Source organism: Micromonospora sp. WMMD1155, assembly GCF_029581275.1.
In the GTDB taxonomy this organism is placed as follows: Bacteria; Actinomycetota; Actinomycetes; order Mycobacteriales; family Micromonosporaceae; genus Micromonospora.
The window spans coordinates 4627175-4651560 of record NZ_CP120742.1; the positions used below are offsets into that span (position 1 = coordinate 4627175).

Genomic DNA, 24386 nt, shown 5'->3' on the forward strand with positions numbered 1-24386 from the left:
TGATCATGCCGCCGATCGCTGGAGGTCCGTCGTGGCCACGGGTGCCACCTTCGCCGCGCTGCGCCATCGCAACTACCGCATCTGGGCGCTCGCCGGGTTCGTCTCCGTCATCGGCACCTGGATGCAGGTCCTCGGAGTCAACTGGTACGTCCTGAAGGAGACCGGTTCGGCGACGTCCATGGGCTTCGCCGTGCTGCTCCAGGCGGCACCCACCCTGCTGCTCAGCGTCTGGGGAGGTGTGCTGGCCGACCGTCTGCCGGCCCGCCCGTTGCTGATCGCGGCCCAGGTGACCCACGCGGCGCTCGCCGCCGGACTGGGCGCGGTCGCCCTGACCGGTTTCGGCGGGCTCCCGCTGATCTTCGCGATCTCCCTGGCCACCGGTGCCGTCTCGGCGATCGAGGGGCCGGTGATGGGGCGCTGGGCCTCCACCCTCGTCGACCGGGAGACCCTCGGCAACGCCCTGGCGCTCGGTTCGCTCTCCAACTCCGCCGGGCGCATCCTCGGCATGAGCCTCGGCGCCCTCGTGGTGGCCGCAGTCGGCCCCGCCCTGCTGTTCGGCATCAACGCGGCGAGCTTCGCCGCCGTGGTGGTGGCGCTGTTCGCCGTCCGCCCGGGGGCCGTGACCGGCGTGGCGGTGGCCGCCGCCGGTGCGACCCGCGGCGGCGTACGGGCCGGGTTCGCCTACCTACGCCGGCAACCGGTGCTGCTCGTCGCGCTCGCCCTGTCGTTCGTGCTCGGCAGTCTGGGCCGCAACTACCAGGTGACGATGGCGGCGATGAGCGACGGCCCGCTGAACGCCGGCGCTTCCGGCTACGGCGTCCTGTCCACCGTGTTCGCGATCGGAACGGTGGTCGGCGCACTCGTCGCGGCCCGCCGCCGGTCCCTGGGCTACCGGACGCTCGTCGTCGCCGGCCTGCTCGCCAGCGGGTTGCAGATCGTCGCCGGGCTCGCCCCGGGGACCGTGAGCTTCGCGGCGGTGATCCTGCCGATCGCCGCCGCCGCGGTGGTCATCGACACCACCGTCGGTACCCGCGCCCAACTCGACACCGACGCCGCGATGCGCGGCCGGGTGCTCGCCGCCCTGGCGGTCACCGGCTCGGTCTCCGCCGCGGTCGGTGCCCCGCTGCTCGGCTGGCTCGCCGAGTACGCCGGGCCGCGCCAGACGCTCGTCCTCGCCGGAACCGCCGCGACGATCGCCACGGTCGCGGCGGCGGTCGCCCTCGACCGTCAGCAGGCCCGCGCGGCGACAGCCCCGCTGGTCGCGCCCCGGCCACGCCATCCGGTACGACGGGTGGCGTTTAGGGCCGCCCGCATCGTCCGCCCCACCGGGGCGGTGTGTGTGATCGCGCCCGCCGACGGTGTTCCCTCGGGCCCGATCCGGCTTCCCGAGTTGGCCACCGCCGGATCCCTGCCCCGCCGCTGAGAAAGCGCCCCCGCCCCGCCCCGGGGCGCGGGCGGGGCCGGGGGTGGGTGGGGATTAGTGGGACATCAGGGCATGGGTCTCGCGGATCTTGGCCCAGGACTTCGGCTCGGTCGGCGGGGCGGCCTTGCGGGCGGCGCCGGCCACGTCGGGGCGGCCGGCGGTGAAGAGCCAGGCGGTGAACAGGTCGTCCAGGTCCAGCCCGGAGATCCGCTCGGCCAGCGCCTGGAACTGCGCGACGGTGCCGTTGCCGTACCGGTGCTCGGTGGCCCAGGCGGGCAGGATCTCGAAGAACGCGTCGTCGCCCACGGCCAGCCGGAGCTGGTGCAACGTCATCGCACCCCGGTCGTAGACGGCGTCGTCGAAGATCCGGCCGGCACCCGGGTCACCGGGCAGCACCTGCCAGAACTCGTCGTCGGCCGGGTAGCTGTCATAGACGAAGTCGAACACCTCCTGCGCGGTGCCCTCACCCTGCTCCTCCGACCACAGCCACTCGGCGTACGAGGCGAAACCCTCGTTGAGCCAGATGTGTCGCCACTCGGCCACCGAGACCGAGTCACCGAACCACTGGTGGGCGTTCTCGTGCACCACCACGTACGTGTTGGCGCCGCGCCGCCAGAAGCCCGGCCCGTACACCGGTCGGGTCTGCGTCTCCAGCGCGAAGCCGATGCCGTCGACCGGTCCGGCCACGCCACCCTGCGCCTCGAACGGGTACGGCCCGAAGATCCCGCTGCACCAGTCGACGATCTCGGCGGTCCGCTCGATGCTGGCCCGCGCGGCCGGCCCGAGGGCGCCCAGTGAGGTGCTGTACGCGTTGACGACCGGCTGGCCGCCCGGGGTGGTGTCGGTGACGATGTCGTACTGGCCGATGGCCAGGAAGGCCAGGTAGGTGGCCGTGGGGGAGGTGGTCCGCCAGATCCAGCGGGTGCGGTTGCCGGCCTCGGCCGCCGGTGGCCTCGGCTGCACGCCGTTGCTGATCACCTCGACCCCGGTGGGCACCGACACCGAGATGTCGAAGGTGGCCTTGTCCAGGGGGTGGTCGTTGCTGGGGAACCACCACCACGCCGCCTCGGGCTCGTTGACGGCGAGCGCGCCGTCGTCGGTCCGCGTCCAGCCGGTGTAGCCGCCGACCAGGGTCTCCGACGGGACGCCGGAGTAGCGCACCACGATGGTGAGCTGCTGCCCCCGGGTCACCGTGCGGGCCGGGGTGACCACCACCTCGTGGACGCCGGCGGTGCTGGTGGTCGCCGCCCAGCCGTTGACCCGGACCGACTCGACGTCGAGCAGGAAGTCCAGATTGAACGTCGAGAGGTCCTGGGTGGCGGTGGCGAGGATGGTGGTGGTGCCGGTGAGCAGGTCGGTGGCCGGGTCGTAGCGCAGCCGGACGTCGTAGTGCTCGACGTCGTAGCCGCCGTTGCCGTAGTCGGGGAAGTAGGTGTCGCCCAGGCCGGACGCGCCGGGTTGCGGCGCGGCGGTGACGACCGGTCGGCCCCAGCCCGTCGGGGCCGCCTGGCCGGGGGTGCCGGCGAGCATGGTGCCGGCGGTGGTGAGGGTCAGGGCGGCGGTGGCCGCCGTGAGTGCTCGTCGCACGGGGTGGACTCCCTCCATCGGGGTGTTCGCCACGCCAACCTAATCGACAACTGTGAACGTCGCCGCCCGTGACACCGCCGATCGGCGTCGATCTCTGGTGTGTCTTGCTCGGCAAGGTCACACTGTGTGGATCGGAGGTGACGCGTGCGGCGGTCCGAGGTGCCCAAGCGGGAGTTGATCGGCCAACGGCAGGCCACAGGTGGTCGGGAGCGGCTGCCTGCCGGCGGGTTGGAGTTCTTCACGTTGCTCGCCCGGCTGCTGCGGCGACCCCGCCGTGGCGACCGCCGGCTGCCGCTGCTGTGGCTGGTCCGCTCGGACACGTCGGACCTGATGACGCCGCTGCGCCGGTTCCTCGGTCAGGGCCCACGGCGGCGGGTGCCGCACGCGGTGGTGGACGCCGACGTGCCGCCGGGCGCCGGGGACGTCTCGGCGCTGCTGCGTGAGCTGCACCGGCAGCTCTCCCTGGAGGCGTTCGGCGCCGCCCGGCTGCGCTTTCGGCACTACCCGCTCGCCGACTGGCTGATGCACCAGAGCCTCAGCTTCGGCGTCGACGCCGACGACAGCCGCGCGGCCCTGGTCCGCCGGCTGCGCGACCGCCGGGGCACTCGTGCGCCGGAGGCGCCGCCCAGCGGCGGTGACGCGGTCAGCATCGTCTCGCAGGTGCTGCTCTGGCTGGTCCGCCGCGCGGTGCCGGGGGTGCTCTTCCGGGCCGCCGTCTCCGGCCGGGTGCCGGTGCTCGGGCGACACTACAACTGGTTCATGCGCCAGCAGTACCTCGCGCCCCGGCAGTCGGTCACGTTCCTCGGCTTCGCCGAGCGCCTCACCGCCGGGTGGCGGGACGGCGAGCAACCCGACCAGGTCAACAAGCTGCTGCTGCACGCGTTCCTGGAGGACCTGCGGCAGGCGTACCAGCGTCGGCCGTGGCGCCCGTCGGACTGGCGGCGCACCGCGTACCCGGTGCTGCTGATCGACCACGTCGCGCCCGGCAACGTCGGCGGCGAACTGGTGCGTCTGGTCGGCGACGTCCGCACCGAGACGGGCCGCAACGACCCGCTGCTGATCGTCGTGTCCGGCGGGCAACCGCCGCCGGAACTGCCCGAGCCGCACCCGTTGACCGAGGCCGACGAGGCGTACGACGAGTGGGCCGAGGCGTTGCCGGAGATGCGGCGGCTGCGCCGCCAGGCCGCCTGGCTCGTGGCGTTGCGCCCCGACGACACCGACACCGGCCCACCGTCGCGGGGCGGCGTCCGGCCGTTCTCCGCGCCCGACCCGCCCTGGTGGTCGCGGCGTTTCCTGCCGGCGGCGCTCTGCCTGGTGCTGGTCGCGGCGCTGGGCGTCTGGGTGGGCAGCCGGTGGGGGCCGGGTTGCCACCCCTCGCTGACCGGCGGCCGGGTGTCGGTCGAAGTGGTCGCCCGCGACGAATGTATCGGCTACAGCGACAGCGCCGCCCAGGTGTTCAACAACGACCCGGGCCAGGACGGGCTGCGGACCATCCAGCGGCGGATCTTCGCGCAGAACCGCGCCGCCGAGGAGGTCTGGCAGCGCAGCGACCGACGCCGACCCTTCCTGACCCTGGTCTACCTGGGCACGCTGACCGGCAACCTGACCCGCGCCGACGAGGAGTCCTACGTCTCCGAGCGCGAGGAGCTCGAAGGCATGGCCACCGCCCAGTACGCGTTGCTGAAAGAGTCGGCCGGCGCCAACGGCGCGGCGCTGCTGCGGATCGTGGTGGCCAACGGCGGCCGGCAGATGATCTATGCGGACCGGGCCGTGGCGATGCTCGCCGAGTTGGCCGCGGACGACCCCACCGTGGTCGGGGTGGTCGGTCTGGTGGAGAGTCGGACGAGCACCGCCCGCGCGCTGCGCGAGTTGAACCGGGTCGGGCTGCCGGTGCTGGCGCCCACGCTCTCCGCCGATCGGATGGACGCGAACTCCCGCCTCTACCTGCAGATCTCCGCGCCCAACGCCGACCAGGTGGAGATGGTCGACGCGTACGCCCAACAGGTGCTGAAGGTCGACGAGGCGCACGTCTACTACACGACGCTGGAGGGCAGCACGCTCACCGAGGACCTGTACGTGGGTACGCTCGTCGACGGGCTCCGGCAACGGTTCGGTCCCCGGATGACGCGCCTCGAAAAGTGGAGCACCGGTGCCCGGCTGATCGACGAGTGCGGCTACCCCGGCCTGCTCTTCTACGCGGGCCGGTGGTCGGAGTTCCACGGTTTCCTGCGGGCGTTGCGCGAGTGCGGCGGCAACCCGCCCCGGCACCTCGTCGCCGACGACTCGGTCAACCGCTACATGGCCAATCCCGGGCTGCGCGTCGCAGCCCCCAGCAACCTGCCCGTCACGTACGTCTCCAAGGCGGCCCTGGCCACCTGCGCCGCGTTGAGGGCCGCCCAGGACCGACGGGACGACGCGCGGGCCAGTTTCCTGGCCTGGATCCAGGCCGACGACCTGCTCGACCCGCCACGCTGCCGACCGGGCTCCGAGCACCAGGTCGGCGAGCGGGTCAGCCTCGCCTACGACGCGGCGATGATGATGATCCGCGCGGTGGAGAGCCTCGCCGCCCGGCTGCACCACGCCGACCCGCGCCAACGGTGGGAGCCGACGTCGGTCAACCCGGTCGCCGTGCACGCGGAGGTGCTCCGGCAGAACGCCAGCCAGGGTTACCCGGGGGTGGCCGGGCTGATCCGGTTCACCCCCGACTCGGGGGAGCCGGTCGACAAACGGCTGGCCCTGCTGCGGGTGGAGCAGGTGCCGGACGTGGTCACGGCGCCGGTGGAGGTGTTCCGCTGCGGGTTGGCCGACACCGCCGAGCCGGTGCCGTGCGGGCCCGCCTGACAGAGCGGGCGTGACACGTCCTGGCAGGACTGTCCCGGTGCCACCGGCGTCCGTTAGGGTTCCTGGGACCAGGCGGCCGTCGGCGTTGGGGGCAGAGGGTGGGCAGGCTCGCGTCGGCGTACGGGCAGGCGGTCAACTCCCACCGGGCGGCCCGGGCGCATCTGGACAATGCCCGCAACGCGCTCGGCACGGCGACCGCCGCCGCCCCGGCCGGGGTCGACGACCTGGTGACCCGACTCGCCCGTCTCGGCAGCGCCCTGGCCACTCCCGCTCCGGGCGTCACGCCGCTGACCGACGAGCCGGCCGCGGTGCGCATCGGCGCCGCGTCCACCCCGGACGGTGACTTCCCGGTGCTCGTCCCGCTCGGCGGCGGTCACCACCTGGCCGTCGACACGGACGCCCGCGACCCACTGGTCGCCGGGTTGCTGCGGGCGTTGGTGCTGCGGCTGGTCGCCACCGCACCACCGGGTCAGGTCCGGGTCGCCGGCATCGACACGGCCGCGCTGGGCGCCACCTTCGGCCCGTTGCGCCCCCTGCTCGACGCCGGGGTGCTCGACCCACCGGCCACCGGTGAAGCCGAGGTGACCGCGCTGCTCGACGCCGCGGAGCAGCACGCCCGGGCCGCGCAGCACGGTCAGCCTACCGCCCGGCACCTCCTGGTGGTGGTCGCCACCGCCGCACCACCGCCACGCGAGCTGGCCCGGCTCGCCGCGCTCACCCACGCCGGTCCGGCCGCCGCCGTCTGCGTCCTGCTCACCGGCCACCCGTCCCGGCTGCCCGGCGAGACCCCACCGCCGCTGGGCGGCACCACCGCGATCCGGCTCGACCAGGGGTACGCGCACGTCGGCGACCCGCCCGGCACCCCGTTCAGCGCCGACGGCAGTGGGCTCGCCGCGCCCGTGCTGCTCGACGGTGACCCGCCGCCCGCCTCGGTACGCGCGCTCGCCGAGCACCTCGGGGCCGCCACCCGACGCGCCGACGCGTTGCCCTTCACCGACCTGCTGCCCGAGCGGCGGTGGGCCGAGTCCGCCGGCAACGGTCTGCGGACGGTGATCGGCCGGGCCGGCACCGCCGCGCTGACGCTCGCCTTCGACGACGCCACCCCGCACTGGCTGGTCGGCGGGCGCACCGGCGCGGGCAAGACCGTCTTCCTCCTCGACGTCCTCTACGGGCTGGCCGCCCGCTACTCGCCGGCCGAGTTGCAGCTCTACCTGCTCGACTTCAAGGAAGGCGTGAGCTTCACCGAGTTCGTGCCCACCGGCCGGGACCCGTCCTGGCTGCCGCACGCCCGAGCCGTCGGCATCGAATCCGACCGCGAGTACGGCCTCGCCGTTCTGCGGGAGCTGCGCCGGGAGGCGCAACGCCGGGCCACCGCGCTCAAGCGACACGGTGTCACCAAGCTCGCCGACCTACCCCGGGACAACCCGCTGCCCCGCATCGTGGCGGTCGTCGACGAGTTCCATGTGCTGCTCGCCGGTAACGACGCGTTGGCCCGCGAATCCGTGGACCTGCTGGAGGAGTTGGCCCGCAAGGGCCGCTCATACGGCATCCACCTGGTGCTGGCCAGCCAGAGCATGACCGGCATCGAGGCCCTCTACGGCCGGGCCGAGGCGATCTTCGGGCAGTTCGCGTTGCGGGTGGCGTTGCCCGGCGGGGGTGGGGTGCTCGACCAGCTCAACGACTCCGCCTCGGCCCTGCCGATCGGCTCCGCCGTCATCAACACCGCCGCCGGGGCGGTCGGCGCCGACACCGTGCTGCGGTTTCCCGACGCGCACGCCGCCGCCGCGGACCTCGCCGCGTTGCGCCACGAGCTGTGGCAGGCCCGCCCACCGGGTTCGCGGGCACCGGCGGTCTTCAAGGGGTACGAGGCCGCACGCGTCGAGAACGACCCGACCTTCGCCGGGCTGCGTCCCGGTGGCCGCCGTCCGATGGCCCTGGTCGGCCGGACCGTCGACGTGCACGGCACCACCGCCCTGTTCCTGATGGACGCGACCCCCGGCCGGCACCTCGCCGTGGTGGGCACCGCGCCGACCGGCGCGGACGTGCTGCGTGCCGCGACGGTGAGCCTGGCCCGCCAACACGCTCCCGGTGACGCCCGCTTCCAGGTGGCCTCCCTGGTCACCGCCGCCGATCCGGTCGCCGACGACACCGAGGCGATCCTGCGGACGGCCGGCCACCAGGTGTCGCGACTCGACGCGGCCGGGCTGCGCGACCGGATCGCCGCCCTGGCGGCCGAACCCGACGGCCGCGAGTACCTGGTGGTGTTCGGCATGGACGCCGCCGCGCCGGTTCTCGGGGCCACCGACCCGAGCACGTTCCGCTCCGGCCTGGACGACCTGCGCGCACTCCTGCGCCAGGGCCCCGGGCAGGGGGTGCACCTGCTCGGCTGGTGGCGCGGGCTGCGTCGCCTCGCCGACGACCTCGGCGGCACCCAGAACCGCGACGACGTCGCCTGCCTGGTCGCCCTCAACGTGCCCGGCGCCGAGTTGGCGCTGCACCTCGGGACACACGACCTCGCCTACACCCCCCGCGCCGACCGGGCACTGCTGATCGACCGGCACGACCAGCGCACCCGGCTGATCGTCCCGTTCGCCGGCGACGGGCACGAATCGGACGGGGAGCGGTGACAGTGTCCTTCGAGGAGTACGCCGCGCTGGCCCGACAGCTCTCCGAGCAGCGTCGTGCCGGTGAACAGCACGCCGCCACCGAGGCCGCGCGCCGCCGCGACCTGCACGCCGCCGTCGACTATCTCCAGCAGCGGCTGACCGCTCAGGGGCACCGCCTCGACCAGCTCGGCCGTGCGATCGGCGTGGACCAACCGCCACCCGGCGCACCGTCCGGCGTCGGGTCGGCCCCACCCCCACCCGGCGCACCGTCCAGCGCCGCGTCGGCTTCGTCCGGCCCACCCGGAACCGGGGACGGGGGAGTCGCCGGCGCAGCCGGCGTGCCGGGGCGGCCGGGGGTCGGGGCGTACCCCGAGCTGCCGGCGGGGGAGGCGCGGCTGGCGTTGCCGACGGCGGTGAGCGCGCCGGGCGCCGGGGTGCCCACGCAGCGCGCGGCGACGGTCGACCCGACGGTCGAGTTGGAGTTGGCCCGGCGGATGGCCGACGAGGCCGACCGGCACGGGCAGCAGGCCGAGGTGCTGGCCCAGCGACCGGCGCTGCTACCGACGTGGTCACCGCTGGCGCGGGCCGTCGCCGTCTACGCCGGGTGTGGGGCCGCCGCCGGGGTGCTGGTGCTGGCCCTGGTGCTCGCCTCCGGGGTCGGTCTGGTCGACGGATTCACGCTCGGCGCGTGGATCTGCGCGGGGCTTCCGGCGGTGGCGTTCTTCGGTGGGTACCTGGTGCTGGGCCGGTGGGGGAGGCCCGCGATGGTCGCCGGGACCCCGCCGCGATATCTGCCGCTCGGGTTCCTGATCTGTTTCCTGCTGGTGCCGATGGCCTACTGCGCTTATCTGCTGCTGGTTCGCGGCCTGCGCTGAGACCTGCAATTTCTGTCATTTGCGCCGGGCCGATTCCGAGGGCGTTCGCCGTGTCGCACGCGTGAATTATTCACGTGCGACTTCAGGTCAGTCGAGCGTTGTGGCTGTGGTTATAGTCGATGCCCAGACACGCAGTTCGCGCGCGATGAGGAGGTCCGGTGATTCGTTGGGCCGGAACGAATGCTCTACGGTTCGTGCTCGCCGGGGTGATTGCCCTCGCGTTGCTCGCGCTCGTCGGCGTGCTCGTCCTCAAGCAGCGCGAACCAGATCCACCGCCAGCCGGTAGGCCGACCGCGACCGCGAATGCCTGCCCGGGGATTTTGACCGCGGAAACGGACGAGTGCCTTGGTCTGATAACCGACAGTGCCACGCTGGATCCCGCAATAAGGCCGGTCGCCGACAAAATCATGGCCGTTAACCGAGAGGTTGAGAAGAGCTCTTCGCGCTACGTCCGGATCGTTTTGTTGGTGCCGCTGAGCGTGGCCCGCCCGCCGGCCGCCTCGGCGATGTCCCTCGACCAGATCAGGTTCAGTCTGCAGGGCGCGTACGCGGCCCTGCAGAGGGCCAACAGCTCGTCCGCCTTCGGCGACAAGAACGCGCCTGCCGTGCAGCTGCTACTGGTCAACCAGGGCAGTCGGCAGCCGTTCCACGTCGAGCTCGTGGACCAGATCGCGGCCCTGCGCACTGCCGAGAACCCGCTGGTCGCGGTCGTCGGTCTCGGCTCCAGCTTCCAGGGCAGCAAGGACGTGGCGGCGAAGCTGTCGGCGCGGGACGTCGGCATCCCGATGGTCGGGGCGGTCACCTCGGCGACGGACTTCAACGCGGTCTCGTACCCGACGTTCCACAGCGTGTCACCGAGCAACATGGACTACGCCTTGGCGTTGAAGGATCTCCTGGACAAGCAGCGCGACGTGCTGCCCCTGCGCAGCGGCATGATCGTCGCCGACCAGAACGACGACCCGTACCCGCGGACGTTGACGGCGGCGTTCACCGAGGTGCTGAGGGACCACATCAAGACCGGTTCGCCTCCGTTCAACGGCGGGACGGTCGACAGCCCCGCCACCCCGAACGTCTTCACTCCGGTGGTGTTGAACCTGTGCAACGCGGTCGTCGACCCACGCCTGCAAACAGACACGGTGTTCTTCGCCGGCCGCGTCGCCGACTTCCCGAGCTTCGCCGAGGCGCTGAAGGTGCGCAGCTGCCGCAAACATCCGCTGACCATCATGGTCGGTGCCACCGGATTCCAGCTCACGCCTCAGCAGGTGGGTCTGCTGGACGAGGCCAACGTGTCGGTCATCTGGGCCTCCTCGGCAGACGCACCGGCCTGGGTCGCCAACCGACCCGGCACACCGGACGGCTTCGCGGACTTCCTCAAGGCGCACCGCGACGCGGGTTTCCGCGACGACTCCCTCAACGACGGGTACGCGATGATGCACCACGACGCCGTGGCGAGCGCCGTCCGGGCGATCCGGGTGGCTGCCCTGGGCAACAGCGTTCCGGGCGTCGCCGACGTGCAGACCCAGTTCGGCAACCTCGCGCTGGCGCACCAGGTCCACGGCGCGTCCGGCACCCTGTCGTTCGGCCTGCGGGCGAACGGCGACGGGCGGGCCACCGGCAAGGTCGTGGCGTACCGGCAACTCGGCCGGACCGGCCCCCGACTGCCGGCCGACGTGCAGCCCTACCTCACCCGGTGACGCCGGAGCCGTCACCGGCGTCGGGCACCAGCCAGTGTCGGCTGCGCGGGTCCTCGTAGGCATCGACCCACTCGTTGGGCCGCCACAGCCGCACCCTGCGCATCCCGAGCTGCGGCTGGAACCCGAGCATGGTCAGCGCCAACCCCAGCTCCGCCGCCGCCAGCACGACCATCGCGGTGCCGACGACCGGGCTCAGCACCCCGGGTTCTCGGGCCAGGTCCCACCCGACCGCGACGAGCGCCGCGACCGAGAGCACCGCCAGCAGCGCGCCGGTCGCCCGTTCGGCCCGGTGCCGGTCGACCCGCTGGGCCCGGAACACCGGGACGACGGCCGACGCGGACTGGTGACGCCGGTCCGCTTCAAGGCTCGCCCACCGGGCCGGGTCGGTGGCCTTGGCCGCCAGGAAGCGGTTGACGTCCGGCGCGGCCAGCCCGATCTCCTGAGCCCAACACAGCAGCGTCACCAGGTTCGACTGTCGGTCCAGCCCGCGCCGGAACGGGTACACCTGCTGCCGCAGGAGCGCGGTGGCGAACCCGGGGTGTGCGGCTGGTTGGCGCTGCAACGCCGCGAAACACGCCGGGTCGGTGGCGAGCCGGAGCAGTCGGTCGACCAGCGCCACGAGCGACTGGTCGTCGGCGGCGGCACCCTCGGCGGTACGGAGACACCGCCACAACGGTTCGACGAACCGCGGATCGTCCGGTACGACGGTGACCAGCCGGACGACCATGGAACGGCTGACCGAGCTTTCACCCAGCCGTTCTACCAGCATCGTCATCACGTCGAGCAGCGTCTCGTGGGTGCCCCCGAGTGCGTCCGCCGCGTCCGCCCCGCCCGCGACCTTCGTCAACCAGGTGAACGCCTGGTCGCGTGCGGAGTCGCGGATCGCCGCCCGTGGGGACGCGGCGGCGCTCAGGACCGCCGCCAGGGCGGGGAGCATCACCGCGGGCGCCGGGTCACGCAGTGGTTCGGCCATCCGATCGAGTACGGCGAACCCGACCGGGTTGAGGCAGTCCGCCCCGGCCAGACAGGCGCAGGCGAGCACCGGGTCGATGTCGGCCAGTTCCCCGATGAAACCCGTGACGACCGACTGGTCCGCGACGGCCGTGTAGAAGAGCACCACCCGACGCCACTCGCGCTCCATCACCCGCTCCCGCAGCAGCCGCAGGCCGTCGTCGCCCTGGCGGAGCAGTTCGGCGGCGACCAGGTGCTCCTGCAACGAGCGGTGCACGAACTCGTACTGCCCGTCGACGACCCGGCTGAGCAGCCCGGACCGGTCGATGATCTCGTCGACGAACTCGTCGGCCCGGCCGTCGATGTTCTGCCGTAGCCGGTCACCGGTCGCCGACCCGAACTCGACCAGCGCCAACCGGCTGAACGGTCCGAAGCCCTGCGGGCCGAGCGCCGCCGACAAAGCGAACTCCCGCAGCACCCGCAGCTTGTCGGCCTGGTCGAACTCGTTCACAGCGGTGGTGAGGCCGTCGGCCCGGAAGCTGTGCCGGCCGAGCATCTCGTCGATCATCTCGTCGTACAGCCGGGCGGTGGAGTGCGCGATGGCGGGAAACTTGCGGCCCGCGTACAGGCCCACCGACATCGACAGGACCAGCGGATTGCGGTGCAGGCCCAACGTGCCCGAGGAGCGGAGTTGCTGCAGGAACCGCTGCGGCCCGTCGACGTCCGGGAAGCGGTCCGGGAAGGCCCGCAGGTAGGCGAGGATCTCGGTGTCCCGCAGCGGTGCCAGCGCGTAACTGCGGTGCGCGCCGAACCGCTCCGCCTGCCAGTCCTCGGCGATCCGCAGGAACGTGAGCCGCCGGCAGGTGATGACGATCCGGGCGTTGGCGGTCGGCAGCTCCGGTGTGTGGTCGTCGAGGAACCGGTACACCTCGTCCCGCACTGCCGCGTACGTCGTCGGCGTCACCTCGTCCAGCCCGTCGAGCAACACGACGCAACGCCGCTGCTGCAACACCTGGGCGAGGAACTGGTCGGCCTCCTCCCTGGTCAGGGCGAGCCCCTTCTGCGACCGCAGCAGCGCGAGGATGTAGTCGGTGAGCGCCCCGGGTTGCACGACGCCACGCAGCAGCCGCACCGGCACCAGGAACGGCACCTCCCGGTCCCGACCCGTCCCGCCGCGACCGTCGACACCGCCCAGCGCCGCGATCCCGAACGCCTTGAGCGTCGTCGTCTTGCCGGACCCGGCGTCACCGAGGAGCACGACGTGCCCGGTGCGATCGGCGATCCGCTCGGCCGCGTCGGCGGCGCGGTCCGGCTGCCCGTCCTCGGTGACGAACAACGGCACCAGGGTCCGTTCGAGCCGCAGTGTCTCCGGTGCCGCAAGGTACGGGTTGTACACCCGGTACTCCTCGACGAACCACCGGCGGTACCGCTCCTCGGGAGCACCCCGTCGGAGCCGGCTCATCCGTCGAACCAGCCAGCCGGACATCGCCACCGCGGCCACCCCGGCGCTGATGAGCACCTCGGCTCCCTGGATCACGTTGAACGCGTTGTTCAGCCACTCCCGCAGGTCCACGTACCAATGGTCCGTCATCGCTGTCACGAAGCGTGACGGCTTGGTCACGACTCGCCGGGTGGCTGTGTGGTTCCCCGGGAACCGCCGCCGGGGTTGCCGCACACCCGAGTGTCGCAGCGTCCACATTGGTGCCGTAATCTCCCGCCCCGAGCGCCGTGGGTGCGCAGTCGTTCGGGAGCGCGAGGTGCACGCCTCGATGTCTCGGTGAACGGCGGGTCGAAAGGTTGGGCAGGACAGTGCAGGGACAGGCGTCCACCACCGTCGAGGTGGAATCCCGTCGGGACGGCGCGGCGGTCGAGGCGGCCACGCCACGAGCAGATCAGGAGTCGGGGCTGACCGTCGTCGCGGCATCGCAGCAGGCCGGTCCCGGGGCGGTGCTGGCGGGGTTCGGGCTGATCGCCGCCGGAGCCGTCGCAGCCTGGGCGATCTGGCGTAGCGGTATCTCCGCCGCGAAGATCCAGCCGGAGGACTCCACGGCTGTCTTCCTCACCCTCCTGGTGTTCGCCGCGGCTGTCGAACGGATCCTGGAACCGTTCTCACGCTGGCTGCCCGGACGTGCCGCCGAGGCCGCGTTGGCACGAACGGTGGCCGAGGCGGACGCCCGGACCGACGGCCCGACCGACGCCGACCGCGAGGCGGTCGCCGCGGCCACGGCCACGGCGGCCCGGGCGAAGGGGAACCGCACGATCGTCGCGTGGGGTCTCGCGAGCGGGCTGGCCACTGTGGCGTCCAGCGCCGGCGGGTTCTACATCCTGCACGCCGTAGCGGGTAGCGACTGGAACGGGGTGGCGGTCTGGATCGACGCCATCGTGACGGGTGTGATGGTCGGCAGCGGCACCAAGCCGTTGCACGACCTGATCAACCGGGCGCAGAACGGGCCGCCCTCAGCGGCGTGATCCACGCGGTTCCGCGGACGTCGGAGCGTCCTGGGGATGCCCCGACGTCGGCGATGTCGTGTCGATCATCCCGGCTGATCGCTGCGGTAGCTGAGGCGTCCGGTGTCGTTGAATTGCTGCTCCGTGGTGGACAGACCGAAGACGCGGCAAGCGCAGCCCTCGCCGGGTTGCTTCGCTGACGCTTCGGCGTAGTACCAGACCTGGCCCACCTGGGCGGTGAACGTGCGAGTGGTCCGCGGCGGCAGCTCGACCGCCCGGTGTGGACGGCACTCGGCGTCGAAGAGCCAGAGCACGTACGGCTCACTGAACGTCGAAACGGTTCCCCGTACCGGCTCTCCCCAGCGGTCCGCCGGAATGTCCCGCAGGAACAGCGCCGCCGCCTCCTGGCCCTTGAGCCGCACGACGCAGTCCCGGGTGACCTGGCCCGGCGGAGCCGCCGGTTCGGATGCGGCTTCGGGTGCGGGCCTCTCGCGGATGCCGGTCGCGAGCAGGAGGGCCAGCAGCAGCACGAGACCACCGCCCAACCCGGCGGCGAGAGCCAACCGACGTCGGCCGGGCGTACCCGCAGCTGTCACGTTGCCGCCCCCATCCCGCGTCGGCCGTCACCCTCGCCGTCCGCGGACTCTACGGCGCTTCCCGTCCCGGCGCCGCCCCGCGAAGGCTTGGTGGAGGTGTCGGTCCTGTGCCGTTCGGCGTCCTGTGTCGAGGCGTCGACGGCCTGCGCGGCGGCAGTGAGGATCTCGTCGCGTTCGCCGTCGGTGAGACCTTCGTCCTCAAGGAGCCCGAGCAGCAGCACCGTCCGGGCGACGACCGCCGCCGCGCTGTCGGGCACCGGTGGGCGCTCGCCGAGTGCCGCCCAGACCAGCGCCTCGGCCAACACCGGGTCGACGTCGTGCCCGCCGGCGTCGTAGCGTTCCCGCGCGGACGCCACGAACCGGATCACCGGGGCCCGATCCTGCCCCGCGACGAACCGCCGCCGCACCGCCACCAGCAGCGCACCGGCCAGTAGATCGCCGTACCGCCGCCAGTCCCGCTCGGTGAACCGGCGCAACCGCCGTTCGTGGCCCCGCAGCCGCCCGGTCAGCAGACCTCGTAGCGCCGCGTGCGATTCAGTCACCATCGTCGCCCTCTGCTCATCATTGGTGCCCTCCGCCGTCGATGTCTCCTGGCCACCAGGGCGCTCGCCGCGTGGCAGCCGTGGGCGATCTGCTCGGCGCGGACCCTGTCGCTTTCGGGGTTTTCGCCTCCGGCGTCGCTGGCGATGCGGTTGTCGCTTGTGGTGCTGTCCGCCCGGTGGGTGTCGCCGTTGGTCGCGGTGCCACCGCTGCGTACCGGCGGTGCCGCCAGCACACTGATCAGCGCCGCCACCGACTGGTCGATCCGGCGGCTGCCGACCGCGAGCCGGGCACTCACCAGGTCCAACCGGGTGATGGCCCCAGCGAAGTGTCCGGCCGCGACCACGTCGGCGACGCTTCGGGTACGCCGCAGCCGGTCCTCGGCCGCCGCCAACCGCCATCGGACCCGGGCCGCCGACACGGCGGCCCGATCCGCGTCCACCCGTGCCGCTCTCAGGTCGGCGAGCAGCTCGCCGGCCGAGCCCGCAGGGGAGTGCCGATCCCCGGCCAATCCGGCGTAGACCAGGCTCAACGCCCGCCAGCACTCGGTGACCGCGTCCTGCCAGGGCAACCGTCGACCGGGAGGCCCTGCCCCGTGTAACTGTGCACCGGCCCGGTCGGCGGCGGCGATCGTCGCCAACCAGGCGTCGCGCAGCTCGTCCACGGTGCCGACGGTCATTCGCCCGCCTCCGCGGCGGACTTCATCAGGAGGGCGAAGCGCACATCGGCGCACGGGTAGTCCGCTCCGCAGCCACACAACCAGCGGCGCACCACGCGGGGAGGATGGGCGAAGAGCGTGTCGTCGGCGTCCTCCACGTCCTGATCGGACACGAAGCGGTGACGTTGTCCAGGTGGGGGATCGGTTGGGCGTTCGTCGGGTCGATCGGGCATCGAGGGCTCCCGTCGGGTCGGTCTCCTTGCTCAGGCTCTTGCCGTCGGGGCGGCGTGCGGGCACGCCCCGGCACGCCCGGCCGAACGGGGGGACCGACCGACCGGGCGCTCTCTGCGCGGGTGGGGAAGAACCAGCTCCGGGTTTGCAGACCTGGGAGCCGGTCGATTGGAGCTTTACACAACTAGTCACAGATAGCAAGCGTGACAACACGTTACTTGTCATGAGTAGTTGCGCGTGATCAAATGGCGGGGCAGACCTGGGAGTCCATATGCCCGTCAAACCGAAGTGGGAACAGCTCGCGGATCACATCCGGAGCCAGATTGAGTCGGGAGAACTCGCGCCGGGGGACCAGTTGCCGTCCACGATGCAGCTCAAGGCTCAGCATGGCGTCTCAACGACCGTGGTCCGGCAGGCCATCCTGGTCCTTCAGACCCAAGGTTGGGTGCAGGGCGTTCACGGGCTTGGAGTGTTCGTCGCCGAGCGCTAACCGTCTCGGCCTTCGCGCAGGTCTTGAGATCTTGGAAGGAAAGCGCCCCTGGAAGGGCCGAAATCTTCCAAGATCTAGCGCTGCGGGGGCCGCGATACGCAATCGCGTGGTCGCGCTCGGTGCGCGGATTTCGTACGCTCCCTTGTGGTCTCCGCCGGTGCGGTGGTGGAGGCGATGGTCGACCACGGGGAGGTGCGCGTGAGCGCGGCACAGATCATCGCGAGGTTGGCGGCGGCGTCGCAGAAGCTGGACGAGGCGAAGGCCAAGACCGCAGCGGCGGCGCAGGACGCCGCCGAGGCGCGGGCACTCGTCGCCGGTGCCCTGGAAGGTGTGGCTGCGGGTCCGCTGGTCGGCATGATCGACGCGTACCGTCAGGCGCTGGCGCAGGCGTCGCAGGGTGGCGAGCCGGCCAAGCAGCACGTCCAGGAGACGATCGCCAAGGTCCGAGCGCTGGGAAACTGACCACGGGTGGTGGCAGCACAACCCGCCAACCACCCGCAGCGGCGGACATCACCTTGCGACCTGCGATTCCACCTTCGGCAGCGGCATTGGCCGACCGCGACGGACGACGCGTTGCACGTAGTCGAGAGGGACGGGAAGCGCCTCCGCCCACACGGCGCAAGAAAGTCAGCGCGGAGGCGATTGCTGTTGGTGGTTCATCGGCGGCGACAGCGTGGGCGACCGTCTCAGAGTTCCTGCCAGCTCTGCCGAAGGCAGTAGCCGGCGTCGTGCTCGGGGCGGTAGCCACCTGGGGATCCCTCAAGGCTTACAAGGCGAGATCGCAGAACGACGGAGGTTCAGTTGAAGATCGATGAGCGAGTCGAGCAGCTCGTCCGCGACGCGTTGCACTGGGCCGTCAAGCGGCAGCCGGGCAAATTTGACGAGGCACTGAAGACGTTCTCCGACGAGCCAACGCGGCGGTCGGCCATGGAACTGCTCATCTCTATCTCTGCCTTCGTCAGTGCTGACATCTGCGCGGGAAAACCATCACTACCCCAAATACGGGAGTTGGCGGCCGAGGTTGCCGAGGCCGAGGCCTGGACTTCCGTAACCGCTGGTGAAGTCGAAGCCTTCCTCAGTGCCGTGCTGACCGGTCGACCGCTGTCGGGAGTGCTACCAGCCGGCAGCGCAGTCGTTCTTGCCTTCGTTGTGGCGGCGAGTCTCCTGTCGCTGCGTCCGAAAGACGAGGGGGAGTGGTGGTTCGACTATCTGGACAAGGTGGAGGCGGCGATCGAGGCGGCCGGGTGATGGGCGCGCCTGATTCCCATGCCAGGGACGGCGGGTCCCTGGACGGCTTTCGCATCAGCTTCGTGCCGGCGAGCGTCGGTGACCTGGTCTCGGACTTCGCTTCCGAGTGGGAGGACGTCACTGTCTCTACGCGGGTCTGGGAGCGCCAGGTCGAGGACGGCCACCGAGTCGACCTGCGAGTGCACGTGCTCCGGGGCGATCGGCTGGGTAACCTCGCCGAGTTACGCGACTTCCTGGCCGAGTACCACGAGCGCGATCCTGCTGACGAGGCGTTCACTGAGTTTCAGCACGGCGAGGGTCCCGGCCTCATCGGCACCGCCGAAGCGTTCTGGCTAACCACGCCCGGGGTGGCAGTCGACCTGCTACTCGATCCGGAGCGGTTGACTGTGGACACTCTGCGGCCGACTGCGCTGGGAATTACCGCAGCCGCAGCAGGTCCCGCCAGCCCGTCGGACTCAGACGAACCGCCCGCCCCGAACAAGGAGACCTGAGCGGGCGGCGTCAGAATGCGGTGACCCTGCGTGTCGCTGACGATCGGTGGTGCGATTCGGTAGGCTCCCTGGTATGACCGGATCGGTGAGCAAGAAGTCGTTCTCGCTTCCGCAAGACGTGGCGGAGCGCCTGGAGCGTGAGCCCAACGCCAGCGCGTACGTGGTCGACACGATCCGGGCACGGATGCGTGCGGAGGATCTCGACGCCGAGTTGGCCCGCCGGGGGATGACCGTGTCGGCGGAGGGCCAGGCCCGGGCCAGGGCCCAGCGCGCCCAGGTCGAGCAGGAATGGTCCTCTGGTCGACGCGCCGCACTTCGGGACCGTTCCCGCCGTGCGGCAGCGGAGATGCTCGACGGCTCTGGCAGTCAGGCATCGGCGGCGTGACGGGTCCCGACGCGCCGGCGGTCCGGCTGATACTGGACCGGTCCGCGCTGCTCGCCTACGTGGCTGGGTCGATGGATGTCGCTGAACCCATCCACGAGGTCGCCCAGGATGGGGTGCGGTTCGGCGTTCCGGCGGTGGTCGCGGCCGAGGTGCTGGCGGTGGTGGACGACCCGGGTGATCGGGCGGTGCTGCACCGACTGCTCGAACGTCCCGCCTGCGCGGTGTTGCCGACCTGGGGCGAGGGCTGGCAGGAGTTGGCGTACTGGCGGGTTGTCACCGGTCGGGTTGACCTGGCCGCCGCCGTGATGGCTGTCCTGGAGCACGACGCCTCCGTGCTGACCAGCGAAGGTAAGGCGTACGGCGACGGCGGCGACCTTCCGGTCATCCGCTTCCCTCACTAGTGCGTTCGATGATGACCAGGGGAATCTCCCGCTCGGTCCCCTTCTGGTAGCGCGCGTAGGTAGGGAAGACCTTCGTCATCACCGGCCACAGCCGGACGCGCTCCTCGGCGGTCGCCGTGCGGGCCCGGCCGACGAACCGCTCCGCGTCGACCTGGACCTCCACGGTCGGGTCGGCGCTCAGGTTCAGGTACCAGGCCGGGTGCTTGTCCGCCCCGCCGTTGGACGCCACCAGCAGGTGGTCGTCGCCGTCGCGTCCGTACATCAGCGCGGTGCGGCGCAGTGTGCCGCTGCGGCGTCCGCGGGTGGTGAGAAGCAGCGAGGGTACGCCGTGGAAGGTGCCGCCGTCCGCGCCGTCGGTCTGCACGTAGCGCCGGATGTGGCTGGCGACCCAGCCGACCGGGCTGTCCTCGACCGTCTCGTGCTGATCCTGCTCGGTCAAGGGATTGCCTCCTCGGGAAGGGTGACAGGACGGTCAGCCGCGCGAGCGGGGCAGGCAGCACTTCTTGTACTTGGTGCCGGACCCGCACCAGCAGAGGTCGTTGCGGCCGGGTGGCCAGGCGGTCACGCCGGCCTCGTCGAGGCTGTCGGCGTACTCGTCGAGGGTTTCCTCGTCAATGGGGTCGACGCCGGCGAAGGCCGCCAGGCCCGCGACCGTGCCCGTGACCACGCCCAGGTCGGCGCCGCCCAGCCCGGAAGCCTCGACGAGGGCGCGTTCGAGGTTGGCGCGGTGTTCGTCCCAGGTGGGCGGGTAGCTCTCGGCGAGCGCCGACCAGCGCACCAGCAGCGCGTCGAACTCCGCCTTCGGCCAGAACAGCAGCGTCGCCGGGCCGTCGTCCAGGGCGTCGAGCGCGTGGTCGCTGGCGGCGCGCAGCCGGTCGGCGAGGTTGTCGTACTCGTCGTGCGGCAGACCCAGGTCCTCGCGCAGGTCGTGCCGTTGCTGGGTCAGGCCGAAGATCATGGCGGCGGCCTCGTCCTGGGCGTCCTCGGACTCGTGTTGGTGGGTGCGGGTCCGTTCCAGGATCGCGTCGAGTGCCCCGGTCAGCCACTCCAGCGCCGTCTCGGTGTGGTCGGATTCGACCAACTCGTCGATCAGGTACGCGGCGTCGGGGTGGGTCTCCAGCAGCGGGCGTAGCGCGGTCAGCTCGGCCAGACCCTCGTCGGTACGGCCGAGGCGTAGCAGCAGGCCGCCGCGCACCGCCCGGGGGTACGCGTCCTCGTCGGGCTGTTCGGCGATGGCGCGGGTGGCCAGGGCGAGCGCGTCGGCGCGGTCGCCGGCCTGCTCCAGGATGTCCGCGGCGACCAGCAGGGCGAACCCGGTGTCGGCGGGGTCCGCGACCCGCCCCTCGTCGACGGCGCCCACCAGTTCGGCGACCAGCGCGGCCGGGTCAGGGCTTCCCGGGCCCAGGGCGCCGATCTGCTCGATGCGGTCGGCGGTCAACAGTTCCGGCATGGACACATCCTGACGACGGCTGATGGGCGCAGGCGGCCAGCCTAGCTCCGACACCGCCGCACCCGGCGCAGCCGCACCCGACACTGCCGCACCCGACACTGCCGCACCCGGCGCCGGCCGGGCCCGGCCGACCGGCGCCGGTCGTGTCAACGGATCAGCGTTCGTCGACGAGCTGGACCTCCTCGGCGGTGGGGTCGATGGCCAGCGCGAACGCCGCCGTGCCGGCGGCGCTGCCCGGTGTCACCTCCCGTGCCGCCGCCAGCTGCTCGGCCGACTCCCACCGCCACACGCCCACCCACTGCCGCTCGTCGACGCGGCCGAGGCGGGCCTCGAGCGGGCCGCCGACGGCCGCCCGGGTGGCCGACACGAGGTCGGCGTGGCGGGTGGGCACCTGCTCGGCGTGAGCGGGGTCGGCGGTGAAGCGTGTGATCACGAGCAGAGACATCGCTGTAGTTCCTCTCTAGAGTTGACTTCTAGTAACTTGTTCTAGAGATAATCTCTCGCATGAGCGATGTCAAGGGCTTGGGACTACGCAGCCAGAAGGCGCGACAAACCCGGCAGAAGATCCTGGCGGCCGCGCGGGAGTTGTTCGTCGAGCGCGGCTACGGCGCGACGAATCTTCAGGACGTGGCGGCGGCAGCCCAGGTGGCGGTGCAGACGATCTACTTCGCCTTCGGCAACAAGCGCACACTGCTCAAAGAGCTGATCGATGTCACGGTGGCCGGGGACGACGAGCCGGTGGCCACCATGGACCGGCAGTGGTTTCGGGCCGCCATGGCTGCCGGGACGGCGCAGGAGCAGTTGCGCGCGCACGTCGACGGCACCATGGCGGTGCTGGACCGGGTGGCGCCGATCATGCGGATGCTCGATGCCGCCGTCGCGACGGACGCCGAGGTCGCCGCGATCTGGCCCCCGGAGATCGATCCCCGGTACGTGGTGCACGAGGCCGCCGCGACGTCGCTGATGACCAAGCCGGGGGCGCGTACCGACGTGTCCGTCGCGCAGGCTGCCGACGTGCTCTACGCCCTGCTCGGCCCGGAGCTCTACCTGGTCCTGGTACGGGAGCGGGGGTGGTCGCCGCAGCGCTGGTCGGAGTGGGCTTTCGCCACCCTGCGCGCCCAGCTCTGCGTCACCTGACGCGCCGGAGCCCGGGACGGCTGACCGTCCCGGGCTCCGACCGACCGACGAACCTCAGCGGGTCGCGGGCATGGTGGCGAACTCGCCGGCTAGCTCCGACTCGACGATCGTCGCGGTGGACGGCCCGCGACCGGCCGACGCCCGCCGGGCGGACGGGACGGCCAGGGCCGCGAGGGTGGCCGCGACGGCGATCGCGGTGAGGAGGAGAAACCCCATCGTGAAGTCGGCCTCCCGGGGCAGGCCGCTGGCCTGCGGGTGGGCGGTGATCACGCCACTGACCACGGCCGCGCCGATCGCGCCGCCGATGGTGCGGATGTTGGCGTTCATGCCGGTGGCCACGCCGGTCTGGCTGGCGGGCACGCTGGCGACGATCAGGTTGGCCATCGACGCGAAGGCCAGGCCGATGCCGAGACCGGCCAGGCCACCGGCGACGGCGACCTCCCAGCGGGTGTCGTGGGCGGTGGCCAGCATGGCGGACGCGGCCACGTTGAACGCGGCACCGGACGCGAGCTGCGCCTTGGCGCTGAAGACGGCCTGGAGGCGGCCGGCGACGAGGCCGGCGACGAACATCGCGACGAGCATCGGCAGCATGAGCAGACCGGCCTGGCTGATGCTGGCGCCGAAGCCGTAGCCGGCGGTGGCCGGGGTCTGCACGAACTGGGGGAGGAAGGCGTACACGGAGAACATCGACGCGCCGTAGAGCAGGGCGACCAGGTTGGTGGTCCACACGCCGGGCAGGCGCATCATCCGCATGTCGATCAGCGGGTTGGCCGAGCGCACCTCGGCGACCAGCCAGCCGGCCAGCAGCACCACGGCGAGCGCGAGCAGGCCGACCACCCGGGTGGAGGTCCAGCCCCAGGCCGCGCCCTGGCTGATCGGCAGCAGCAGCGCGACCAGCCAGCCGGAGAGCAGCAGCGTGGCGCGCCAGTCGATGCGTCCGGGGGTGCGGACCGGCGACTCGGGAATGAACAGGTGGGCGGCGACGGCGGTCAGGCCCACCACGACCATCGGGATCCAGAACAGCCACCGGTAGTCCAGCGCGGCGACGATCGGGCCGGCCAGCACGATGCCCAGGCCACCGCCCGCCGCGACGATCGCCGAGATGGCGCCGACGGCCGAGGAGACCCGGGCGGCCGGGAACTCGTCCCGGATGATGCCGAACGACAGCGGGAAGACCGCGCCGCCGATGCCCTGCACGACGCGGGCGACGATGAGGACGCCGATGTTCGGGGCGATGGCGGCCACCAGGCAGCCGAGGGCGAGCGCGGCGAGCGAGGCGACGAGCATCCGCTCCTTGCCGACCATGTCGCCGACCCGCCCGAGGATCGGCGTGAAGATCGACGCCGAGAGCAGGTAGGCGGTGAGCACCCAGGTCACGGTGTTCTGGGAGGTGTGCAGGTCCTGCTGGATGGTCGGCAGCACCGGGGTGATCAGCGACTGGAGCATCGCGAAGAACCCGGCGCCGGCCGCGAGCACGGTGAAGGTGAGCCGACGCGAGCTGCGTCGGGAGGTCACTGCCACGAGAGAAGACTCCTGATAACGGTACGGAGGGAGGTGTGTCACCCGTCGTCTCTGGCGGGCGGGCTTGTCGGGTCCGGGCGATCGGGGTGGCCAGGCGGCGATCGTGCGGGTCCCGAGGTAAGCTAACCGGAGGCAGGCCTCCGGCGATTCCGGAGGGGTGCCTCCACTAAGCTAGCGGAGGGATGCCTCCGGATGCAACCAGGTTGAGGTGACGCACGTCATGAGCAGCACGGGGCAGGCGCCCGAGGTCTTCGCCCAGCGGCCCAAGCGGGCCGATGCGCGGCGCAACTACGACTCCCTGATCGCCGCTGCCCGTGAGGCGTTCGCCGAGAACGGCGCCGCCGCCTCGTTGGAGGACGTGGCCCGGCGGGCCGGGGTGGGCATCGGCACGCTCTACCGCAACTTCCCCAGCCGACGGCACCTGTTCGAGGCGGTCTACGTCGAGGAGGTCCGGGCGTTGAGCCGCTCCGCCGAGGACCTGGCCGAGCTGGCACCGTGGGACGCGCTGGTCGCCTGGCTGCACCGCTTCGTCGCGTACGTCGCCACCAAGCGGGCGCTCGCCGAGCATCTGCTGCACGACTCCGAGATCTTCCAGAGCTGCCGGACGGAGATCTACGCCGCCGGTGAACCGCTCATGCGCCGGGCCCAGGCCGCCCGCGTGGTCCGTGACGACATCGGGTTCGACGACGTGGTGCGGCTGATCAGTGGCCTCACCATGGCGCAGTTCCCGTCCCCGGAGCAGCGCGACCGGGTGCTCGGCGTGGCCCTGGACGGGCTGCGCCCGCCCGCCGCGTCGAGCTGACCGCCGCCCGG

Annotated in this window: 24 protein-coding genes; 14 read left to right on the forward strand and 10 right to left on the reverse strand. The window is 72.0% G+C overall.

The genetic code is table 11. The features are described from left to right. Positions 1–31 precede the first annotated feature (31 nt). Positions 32–1423 (forward strand): MFS transporter, encoded by a 1392-nt coding sequence (locus O7617_RS21385; RefSeq protein ID WP_282257651.1) that lies wholly within the window; start codon positions 32–34, stop codon positions 1421–1423. Positions 1424–1477: 54 nt separating this feature from the next. Here the strand turns inward: O7617_RS21385 and O7617_RS21390 are convergent, their stop codons facing one another. Next, positions 1478–3010 (reverse strand): M1 family metallopeptidase, encoded by a 1533-nt coding sequence (locus O7617_RS21390; protein WP_282257653.1) that lies wholly within the window; start codon positions 3008–3010, stop codon positions 1478–1480. Positions 3011–3154: 144 nt separating this feature from the next. Between O7617_RS21390 and O7617_RS21395 the strand changes: the two genes are divergently transcribed. From O7617_RS21395 to O7617_RS21410, 4 genes are all read left to right on the forward strand, one after another. After that, positions 3155–5851, forward strand: a complete 2697-nt coding sequence (locus O7617_RS21395; protein WP_282257654.1) for a hypothetical protein — start codon at positions 3155–3157, stop codon at positions 5849–5851. A gap of 98 nt (positions 5852–5949) precedes the next feature. Beyond that, complete coding sequence (locus tag O7617_RS21400) at positions 5950–8478, forward strand: FtsK/SpoIIIE domain-containing protein (protein WP_282257655.1); 2529 nt, start codon at positions 5950–5952, stop codon at positions 8476–8478. Continuing rightward, positions 8475–9332, forward strand: coding sequence for a hypothetical protein (locus O7617_RS21405; RefSeq protein ID WP_282257656.1), 858 nt, complete (start codon positions 8475–8477; stop codon positions 9330–9332). The genes O7617_RS21400 and O7617_RS21405 overlap by 4 nt, the downstream gene beginning before the upstream one ends. 467 nt (positions 9333–9799) lie before the next feature. Further along, a complete protein-coding gene (locus O7617_RS21410) occupies positions 9800–11026 on the forward strand; it encodes a hypothetical protein (protein ID WP_282257657.1) in 1227 nt (408 codons plus the stop codon). On the opposite strand, the gene O7617_RS21415 is transcribed toward O7617_RS21410, so the two are convergent. After that, on the reverse strand, positions 11016–13568 hold the full coding sequence (locus tag O7617_RS21415; protein WP_282257659.1) for an NACHT domain-containing protein: 2553 nt from the start codon (positions 13566–13568) through the stop codon (positions 11016–11018). The genes O7617_RS21410 and O7617_RS21415 overlap by 11 nt on opposite strands. A gap of 218 nt (positions 13569–13786) precedes the next feature. Between O7617_RS21415 and O7617_RS21420 the strand changes: the two genes are divergently transcribed. Beyond that, positions 13787–14446 (forward strand): hypothetical protein, encoded by a 660-nt coding sequence (locus O7617_RS21420; protein ID WP_282257661.1) that lies wholly within the window; start codon positions 13787–13789, stop codon positions 14444–14446. Positions 14447–14511: 65 nt separating this feature from the next. Here the strand turns inward: O7617_RS21420 and O7617_RS21425 are convergent, their stop codons facing one another. From O7617_RS21425 to O7617_RS21440, 4 genes are read right to left on the reverse strand one after another with little or no spacing between them, the layout of a single operon-like run. After that, complete coding sequence (locus O7617_RS21425) at positions 14512–15021, reverse strand: hypothetical protein (RefSeq protein ID WP_282257662.1); 510 nt, start codon at positions 15019–15021, stop codon at positions 14512–14514. Continuing rightward, positions 15018–15566 (reverse strand): hypothetical protein, encoded by a 549-nt coding sequence (locus O7617_RS21430; RefSeq protein WP_282257663.1) that lies wholly within the window; start codon positions 15564–15566, stop codon positions 15018–15020. Before O7617_RS21430 ends, O7617_RS21425 begins: the two co-directional genes overlap by 4 nt. Beyond that, complete coding sequence (locus tag O7617_RS21435; RefSeq protein WP_282257664.1) at positions 15560–16240, reverse strand: hypothetical protein; 681 nt, start codon at positions 16238–16240, stop codon at positions 15560–15562. The genes O7617_RS21430 and O7617_RS21435 overlap by 7 nt, the downstream gene beginning before the upstream one ends. Then, the gene (locus tag O7617_RS21440) at positions 16237–16392 is read right to left on the reverse strand and encodes a hypothetical protein (protein WP_282257666.1); all 156 of its coding nucleotides are present in this window, start codon (positions 16390–16392) and stop codon (positions 16237–16239) included. The genes O7617_RS21435 and O7617_RS21440 overlap by 4 nt, the downstream gene beginning before the upstream one ends. Before the next feature lie 329 nt (positions 16393–16721). On the opposite strand from O7617_RS21440, the gene O7617_RS21445 reads away from it, so the two are divergent. From O7617_RS21445 to O7617_RS21470, 6 genes are all read left to right on the forward strand, one after another. Continuing rightward, entirely contained in the window at positions 16722–16940 is a 219-nt protein-coding gene (locus O7617_RS21445; protein ID WP_282257668.1) for a winged helix-turn-helix domain-containing protein, read from the forward strand. 198 nt (positions 16941–17138) lie between these two features. Next, positions 17139–17402: a DUF6244 family protein gene (locus tag O7617_RS21450; RefSeq protein ID WP_210911725.1), complete on the forward strand. Its 264-nt coding sequence runs from the start codon at positions 17139–17141 to the stop codon at positions 17400–17402. A 339-nt stretch (positions 17403–17741) separates the two neighbouring features. Further along, positions 17742–18188: a hypothetical protein gene (locus tag O7617_RS21455; RefSeq protein WP_282257672.1), complete on the forward strand. Its 447-nt coding sequence runs from the start codon at positions 17742–17744 to the stop codon at positions 18186–18188. Beyond that, positions 18188–18679 carry a hypothetical protein gene (locus O7617_RS21460; RefSeq protein WP_282264824.1) on the forward strand — a complete coding sequence of 164 codons (492 nt, stop codon included), beginning with the start codon at positions 18188–18190 and terminating at the stop codon, positions 18677–18679. The genes O7617_RS21455 and O7617_RS21460 overlap by 1 nt, the downstream gene beginning before the upstream one ends. Positions 18680–18752: 73 nt before the next feature. Continuing rightward, the gene (locus tag O7617_RS21465) at positions 18753–19064 is read left to right on the forward strand and encodes a hypothetical protein (RefSeq protein WP_282257674.1); all 312 of its coding nucleotides are present in this window, start codon (positions 18753–18755) and stop codon (positions 19062–19064) included. A gap of 71 nt (positions 19065–19135) precedes the next feature. Beyond that, positions 19136–19465, forward strand: coding sequence for a hypothetical protein (locus O7617_RS21470; protein WP_282264825.1), 330 nt, complete (start codon positions 19136–19138; stop codon positions 19463–19465). Here O7617_RS21470 and O7617_RS21475 read toward each other — a convergent pair. The 3 genes from O7617_RS21475 to O7617_RS21485 form a co-directional block, all read right to left on the reverse strand. Beyond that, on the reverse strand, positions 19446–19904 hold the full coding sequence (locus tag O7617_RS21475) for a nitroreductase family deazaflavin-dependent oxidoreductase (RefSeq protein WP_282257676.1): 459 nt from the start codon (positions 19902–19904) through the stop codon (positions 19446–19448). The genes O7617_RS21470 and O7617_RS21475 overlap by 20 nt on opposite strands. Positions 19905–19937: 33 nt before the next feature. After that, entirely contained in the window at positions 19938–20915 is a 978-nt protein-coding gene (locus O7617_RS21480; protein WP_282257678.1) for an SEC-C domain-containing protein, read from the reverse strand. 154 nt (positions 20916–21069) lie between these two features. Continuing rightward, a complete protein-coding gene (locus O7617_RS21485) occupies positions 21070–21360 on the reverse strand; it encodes an antibiotic biosynthesis monooxygenase (RefSeq protein ID WP_282257681.1) in 291 nt (96 codons plus the stop codon). Positions 21361–21419: 59 nt separating this feature from the next. On the opposite strand from O7617_RS21485, the gene O7617_RS21490 reads away from it, so the two are divergent. Continuing rightward, entirely contained in the window at positions 21420–22052 is a 633-nt protein-coding gene (locus O7617_RS21490; protein ID WP_282257682.1) for a TetR/AcrR family transcriptional regulator, read from the forward strand. A gap of 54 nt (positions 22053–22106) precedes the next feature. On the opposite strand, the gene O7617_RS21495 is transcribed toward O7617_RS21490, so the two are convergent. Then, positions 22107–23573: an MFS transporter gene (locus O7617_RS21495; RefSeq protein WP_282257684.1), complete on the reverse strand. Its 1467-nt coding sequence runs from the start codon at positions 23571–23573 to the stop codon at positions 22107–22109. Between the two features lie 220 nt (positions 23574–23793). Here O7617_RS21495 and O7617_RS21500 point away from each other — a divergent pair, with 220 nt between their 5' ends. Then, a complete protein-coding gene (locus tag O7617_RS21500; protein ID WP_282257686.1) occupies positions 23794–24375 on the forward strand; it encodes a TetR/AcrR family transcriptional regulator in 582 nt (193 codons plus the stop codon). The last annotated feature ends 11 nt before the right edge of the window (positions 24376–24386 follow it).

What these genes read in the sequence shown, in the direction of transcription:
- O7617_RS21485 (WP_282257681.1), bottom strand. Translation starts at nt 21,360, where the DNA reads ATGTCTCTGCTCGTGATCACACGCTTCACCGCCGACCCCGCTCACGCC.
- O7617_RS21500 (WP_282257686.1), top strand. Translation starts at nt 23,794, where the DNA reads ATGAGCAGCACGGGGCAGGCGCCCGAGGTCTTCGCCCAGCGGCCCAAG.
- O7617_RS21480 (WP_282257678.1), bottom strand. Translation starts at nt 20,915, where the DNA reads ATGCCGGAACTGTTGACCGCCGACCGCATCGAGCAGATCGGCGCCCTG.
- O7617_RS21430 (WP_282257663.1), bottom strand. Translation starts at nt 15,566, where the DNA reads ATGGTGACTGAATCGCACGCGGCGCTACGAGGTCTGCTGACCGGGCGG.
- O7617_RS21465 (WP_282257674.1), top strand. Translation starts at nt 18,753, where the DNA reads ATGACCGGATCGGTGAGCAAGAAGTCGTTCTCGCTTCCGCAAGACGTG.
- O7617_RS21435 (WP_282257664.1), bottom strand. Translation starts at nt 16,240, where the DNA reads ATGACCGTCGGCACCGTGGACGAGCTGCGCGACGCCTGGTTGGCGACG.
- O7617_RS21460 (WP_282264824.1), top strand. Translation starts at nt 18,188, where the DNA reads ATGGGCGCGCCTGATTCCCATGCCAGGGACGGCGGGTCCCTGGACGGC.
- O7617_RS21470 (WP_282264825.1), top strand. Translation starts at nt 19,136, where the DNA reads ATGGATGTCGCTGAACCCATCCACGAGGTCGCCCAGGATGGGGTGCGG.
- O7617_RS21415 (WP_282257659.1), bottom strand. Translation starts at nt 13,568, where the DNA reads ATGACGGACCATTGGTACGTGGACCTGCGGGAGTGGCTGAACAACGCG.
- O7617_RS21445 (WP_282257668.1), top strand. Translation starts at nt 16,722, where the DNA reads ATGCCCGTCAAACCGAAGTGGGAACAGCTCGCGGATCACATCCGGAGC.
- O7617_RS21490 (WP_282257682.1), top strand. Translation starts at nt 21,420, where the DNA reads ATGAGCGATGTCAAGGGCTTGGGACTACGCAGCCAGAAGGCGCGACAA.